Here is a 5805-nt window from a genome sequence, read left to right as displayed (position 1 = left end):
CTGGATACGGCAGCACTCCTCCCTGCCGGTGATTATTCTGACCGCGAAAGGTGAGTTGCAGAGTAAGTTGCGCGGTTTCGATCTGGGCGCGGACGACTACATTGTGAAGCCTTTTGACCCGCTGGAACTGGTGGCCCGGGTGAGGGCAATCCTGCGGAGAACCGGGAACAAACCCGAGCGTATAGAACTGCCCGATATGGTTATAGATTTAAGCAGCTATGTAGTGAAAGTGTGTGGCGAGCGGGTGGATTTCACCCCCAGGGAGACTGAACTTTTATACTTCCTGGCCTCCCATCCCAACCGCGTCTTCACCCGCGAGTCTCTCCTGCGGCAACTGTGGGGTTTCAACTTTGAGGGCAACACCCGGACTGTGGATGTGCACATCAACCGGATCCGGGAGAAACTGGAGCCATTCTCATGCGCGTGGCGTATTAAAACCGTGTGGGGTGTGGGCTATAAATTTGTCCTGGAGGAAAAAGATGCGGAAGTGGAGCACTTTTCTTAAAACTTTCGTGCTCGGCCTGGGGATCGCGTTATTTACCACATTGGCCCTGAGCCTGGTTCTCTCCTCAATGCTTTTTAAATACTTTTACTCCAAATGCTATCAATTTTTGATCCGAAAACAGCCAGGTTGCCGTGAAATGTGAATGAAAATCCGCAAATTTTTATACAAGATGAAAAATTTAACTTCCAGACAAAGGCTTATGCTGGGTGGAGCCCTGGGCTTTGTACTTCTGGGTGCAGGGGCTTTTCTTTACTTTTTTTACCCCCAGTGGTTCGGAGTCAATGTCCGTTTAGGTATTATAACTGCAAGAAGAGTGCTGGTAGTGGCCCCACACCCGGATGATGAAACCCTGGGACCCGGTGCCATGATTGCCCGGGCAGTGAAACGGGGCATTCCCGTCAGGGTGGTTATGGTTACTTATGGCGATGGGTTTACCAAGGCAGCCCGGGCCTTCACCGGTAAGCGCACGCTCACACCCGGCGATTATAGGAAAATGGGGGAAGCCCGGCGGCTGGAAACTCTCCGGGCGATGAAGACGCTTGGTCTACCGGAGAAGGACGTCATTTTCCTGGGCTACCCGGATGGTGGGATGCGCCACCTCTGGGATAATTATTGGGATTATCATCACCTTTACACCGGCACAAACGGCAGCAACCGGGTGCCCTATGCCAGTGCCTGGCAGCCCGGAGCTCCTTACTGCGGTGAAAGCGTAGTTGACGCCCTGACGAAAATCATCGCAGACTTTAAACCTACGAACATCTATGTCCCCGACTCGGGAGATGAGCACCCCGATCACTGGGCCGTAAACGCCTTTGTCCTTTATACTCTGGCCAGAATGAATTATCAGGCCAAAATATATACTTACCTGGTGCACCGCAGCTACTGGCCGGAACCGCTCATGCCGGAACCCGGCAAACCCCTCCGTCCACCCAAAGAAATGGTGGGCATCGGTACCACCTGGACGGAAGTCCCCCTATCGCGGAATGAGATAAATTTAAAAACCAGGGCCATAGGCTGCTATGCCACCCAGATTAAGGCTATGGGACCTTTTTTGAGAGCCTTTATCAGAAGCACCGAGTTGTTCGGCACAAGTAAGATACCCGTGGTGCCTCACTACAGCGAATCGCTCTCCCTTTTTGAAAAAGAGGACCCCGTGTCACTGGTGCGGGACGCAAGGGCAAACAGCAGCTTTTACCGCCTCCTGTACCGGTTCGAAAGGATCCCCGACCTGTCTGCCGTGGGGATGCTGTTCCAGCGCGACCGCCTGTGGCTGGTCCTGCAAACCGTACAACCCATTACGTCGCGGGCAAAATACCGTTTGGACATGCGCTTTTTCTTCCCCGACGGGACGGTTAAGCGTCTGGATTACCTTATCACCAGCCGGCAGGTGAAGGTGATGACGCCGGCCGGGAACAACCTTAATCTGCCGCCACTACAGGTGGAAGGGGATGAAAACCACCGTTTCATTGCTGTCCCCAGCAGGGACCTTGAAAAGGCCCGCTTCGTCTTAATGGACGGTGAAGCCTATCTGGGTCATATCCTGTTTGATAAGACGGACTACCGTTTGTTTATGATTGCCCCTCCCGGTCAGCTATAGTTGCGAATAACCAATTCCGGGACCGGCCCGCGCTTATCGCCCCGGCAGTTGATGGCCCTTTTCGCGTAGACCACCTGTATGTCGTAGCACTTATAAAGCTCACGAATAAATGAGGTATCCGAATTGCTCAACATGACCAGGCAGCCCCTCCGGTCCAGCTCCCGAAACACTTCAGCTAGGCGCCGCTGGTCGTCTTCTCCAAACGCGTCAGGGGTATAGCTGGTGAAATTGGCCGTTTCCGACAGCGGGTGGTAGGGTGGGTCCAGATAAACAAAAGCTCCCGGCTCAGCATATTCCAGCACCCGACTGAAGTCGTCGCAGAGGATTTCCGCCTGCCGCAAAGCGTAGCTGACCAGGCGCAGGTTCGTCTCGTCTATTATTTTGGGATTTTTGTACCGTCCAAATGGTACGTTATGTTTCCCCTGGCTGTTAACCCGCCACAATCCGTTATATCCCGTCTTGTTAAGGTAAAGGAACCTGGAAGCCCGTTCCACGGGAGTAAGCTGCTCCGGTTCAAGGGCACGGATGCGGTAGTAATATTCCGCAGTATTTTCGTGCTTTTTCAAGTCCTGCAGGAGAGCTTCCAGGTCGTCCCGCACGACCAGGTAGAAATTGATTAACTCCTCGTTGCTGTCGATCAGGACCGCCCTGGGGGGTAGCAGGTGGAAGAAAACCGCCCCGCCGCCGACAAAAGGCTCAACGTAGAGGCCATACTCTCTTTGGGGAAACAATGGTTCGAATTGAGGTATGAGCTGGAATTTCCCCCCCGCCCACTTGACGGGGGGCCTGGGACCCCCTCCCCTTATCTGCGCAGGGTATGTCTCGTACAACAATCCACCCCCCTGTGCTAACTTATGCGAACAAAAAATTCGCCCTCGAGGGGGCGAATTCCTGTCCTTTAGCGAATATTTCCAGGGATATTGTTCACATACCGCGGACGTCTATGACCTTTGCCTCCCCACCCCGGGGGCCACAAAAGGTTTCGATGTCTGGAAAAACCAGTACAGGGCAAGGTTAATCCTCTCGTTGTGAGCAATTAACTTCCGTTCTTCCAGCGTCGGCCACGGGCCGCGAGGCACGAATTCCCCGCAGACGTCCACACCAACCAGCCGGCGGCGTGCCACACACCAGCGCAAAAAAGTAAGTACCTCGCCCACCGGTAGCTCTCCCGCTCCCCAGTCGGTAGCTACTGTACTAAAAACATCTTTGTCTATACTGAGATAGATGTTGCCAGCGCTCAGCACTGCGTCCCAATAGCTCCTGTTGTTCCCGGCGCGGGGGAACATGGACCGCCATGCCTGAGCAGTCAATACTAACACTTTGGGCGGCAAACTCGCAGGCAGACTCACCGTCTTTTCGTCAATCCCGATTACCACCACCCGCCGCACCCCGGGAAGCTTTACCACTTCCCGAATCCAGGAACCGCAACTCACAAACCCTTTGGAAACGGAGAAATAGTCCAGGTGACGGTCGAAAATGAGTACATTCAGCGGCCCTTTTGCAGCCTGCCTGACAATCAGGGGCAGCGCCAGGTGATGAAAGGCGCCGCTGCCCATAAAAACGAAGTTGGCCGGGAAATTTTTCAGCCGTTCAGATACGACAGCCAGCGTCTCCAGTGAACTCATGCAACGGAGGCCGGGCATATCCAACCGTAACCGGCATTCCACGCGGCGAGCAAGACGTGGCTGCCAGACAAACGTCTCGTCTGTTTCCAGAAGCCCTACCCGCACGGTCCACCAGCTCCAACTGCAACGTAAAAGTGAATCAGTTTCTGGCTAACACCATGAGGTCGAATGTCACCCCGGACTGGCGCCGAGGAGATGCGAAAACGGTCAGGAGAAAAGCGCTTCTTCTTTTTCTGGTTACATTTTACACCAGCTTTAAAAGGGTTTCAAGTTAATACGTATAGAAGCCTTTACCTGTCTTGCGTCCAAGGTACCCGGCACGAACGAGCTTTCTTAACAGCGGGCAGGGACGATATTTGGCATCGCTGAATTCAGCGTACAGAGTTTCCATCACTGCCAGGCAGACATCGATGCCTATCATGTCCGCCAGGGCCAGGGGACCTATAGGGTGATTGGCGCCCAACTTCATGGCCGTGTCGATATCTTCGGCACTGGCCACACCTTCCATGAGGATATACGCGGCTTCATTGATCATGGGTACCAGCATGCGGTTCACAATAAACCCGGGCGCTTCATTAACAGCCACAGGAGTTTTACCCAATTTTTCCACCACAGCCCTGATGGTGGCAAAGGTTTCCTCGCTGGTAGCAGACCCCTTGATAACCTCCACCAGTTGCATGACAGGCGCAGGGTTAAAGAAGTGCATACCGATGACCTTTTCCGGCCGGGAAGTAGCAGCGGCCAGGGCACTAATACTTAAAGCCGAGGTGTTGCTGGCCAGAATGGCCTCTTTCTTTATGGTACGGTCCAGTTCCCGGAAAACGTTTATCTTTAATTCCAGGTTTTCAATAACCGCTTCTATAACCAGATCAACATCAGCACCGTCGCCCATATTGGTGGTAGTTTTTATTCGCCCCAGAATAGCTTCTTTGTCCGCAGCCGTTATCCTTCCCTTTTCCACTTGACGAGCCAGGTTTTTCTCAATTAGGAGCAGACCCCGTTGTACAAAACGATCTTCCACATCACATAAGATAACGGAAAACCCGGCCTGGGCAACCACCTGGGCTATACCCGACCCCATGGTGCCAGCTCCCAAAACCAATACCCTTTCCATGGTGCTTTTCCTCCCCTCTTTTATTTCTGCCTCTAGGCAAGCGCTTCAACGACTGTGGCCATGGCCGGGCCGCCACCCACGCACAAGGAGGCCACTCCATAGCGTCCGCCTCGACGGCGCAGTTCAGACAGAAGAGTGACGATAATCCGGACCCCGGTGCACCCCACCGGATGCCCCAGAGCAATGCCGGAACCGTTGGCATTTACACGTTCCATGTCCAGTTTTAATTCCCGGTTGACAGCCAGGAACTGAGCAGCGAAGGCTTCATTGATTTCAAAGTAATCGATGTCTTCCAACTGCAGTCCTGCGAACTTCAATGCCCTGGGAATGGCATAGGCCGGGCCGATGCCCATAATCTCGGGAGCCACACCAAAAGAAGCGGTAGCAATAATTTTTGCCAGGGGTTTTACGCCCAGCTCCCGGGCTTTCGATTCCGCCATCAAGATAAGTGCCGCCGCAGCGTCGTTGATCCCGCTGGCATTACCTGCCGTTACGGTTCCCCCTTCTTTGAATACAGGTCGGAGTTTTGAAAGAGCATCCAGGGAAGTGTCTGGCCGGGGATGTTCGTCGGTGTCTATCACCACACTTCCCTTCCTGGTCTTAACCTCTACGGGAATGATTTCCTCTTTAAACTTTCCTTCCCGGATGGCGGCTACGGCACGCTGGTGGCTTAACAGAGCCAGTTCGTCCTGTTCCTGGCGGGTGATACCGTATCGTTCCGCCAGATTCTCTGCGGTCACCCCCATATGATAACCGTGAAACGCATCATGCAGCGCATCGTATAGCAGGGCATCCTCTACGCGCCCTGGACCCATCCGGTATCCCGTCCGCACCCCCATGAGCAGGTAAGGTACCTGGGACATGCTTTCCATACCCACCGCCAGGCTGATACTGGATTTGCCGAGCATAATCTGCTGCGCTGCAATCTCCACCGCCCGCATTCCAGAGGCACATTGCTGTTCCA

Annotated in this window: 6 protein-coding genes; 2 read left to right on the top strand and 4 right to left on the bottom strand. The window is 53.9% G+C overall.

The features are described from left to right. Window positions 1-505, top strand: a 505-nt coding sequence (locus ACPLUI_RS10035) for a response regulator transcription factor (RefSeq protein ID WP_424660125.1), incomplete at its 5' end; no start/stop codon positions are given. Window positions 506-674: 169 nt separating this feature from the next. Further along, window positions 675-2102 (top strand): PIG-L deacetylase family protein, encoded by a 1428-nt coding sequence (locus tag ACPLUI_RS10030; protein WP_424660124.1) that lies wholly within the window; start codon window positions 675-677, stop codon window positions 2100-2102. On the opposite strand, the gene ACPLUI_RS10025 is transcribed toward ACPLUI_RS10030, so the two are convergent. The 4 genes from ACPLUI_RS10025 to ACPLUI_RS10010 all read right to left on the bottom strand — a co-directional run. Next, on the bottom strand, window positions 2093-2932 hold the full coding sequence (locus tag ACPLUI_RS10025; protein WP_424660123.1) for a DNA adenine methylase: 840 nt from the start codon (window positions 2930-2932) through the stop codon (window positions 2093-2095). The genes ACPLUI_RS10030 and ACPLUI_RS10025 overlap by 10 nt on opposite strands. Before the next feature lie 111 nt (window positions 2933-3043). After that, window positions 3044-3832 (bottom strand): arginase family protein, encoded by a 789-nt coding sequence (locus ACPLUI_RS10020; RefSeq protein WP_424660122.1) that lies wholly within the window; start codon window positions 3830-3832, stop codon window positions 3044-3046. 166 nt (window positions 3833-3998) lie between these two features. Next, complete coding sequence (locus ACPLUI_RS10015) at window positions 3999-4841, bottom strand: 3-hydroxybutyryl-CoA dehydrogenase (protein WP_424660121.1); 843 nt, start codon at window positions 4839-4841, stop codon at window positions 3999-4001. A 32-nt stretch (window positions 4842-4873) separates the two neighbouring features. Continuing rightward, on the bottom strand, window positions 4874-5805 hold a 932-nt coding region (locus tag ACPLUI_RS10010; RefSeq protein WP_424660120.1), incomplete at its 5' end, for a thiolase family protein.

It is taken from the genome of Desulfofundulus sp., assembly GCF_049701015.1.
In the GTDB taxonomy this organism is placed as follows: domain Bacteria; phylum Bacillota; class Desulfotomaculia; order Desulfotomaculales; family Desulfovirgulaceae; genus Desulfofundulus.
This window is presented reverse-complemented; position numbering and strand designations above follow the sequence as displayed.

Coding starts and splice junctions, on each gene's coding strand:
- ACPLUI_RS10015 (WP_424660121.1), bottom strand. CDS start 4,841: ATGGAAAGGGTATTGGTTTTGGGAGCTGGCACCATGGGGTCGGGTATA.
- ACPLUI_RS10030 (WP_424660124.1), top strand. CDS start 675: ATGAAAAATTTAACTTCCAGACAAAGGCTTATGCTGGGTGGAGCCCTG.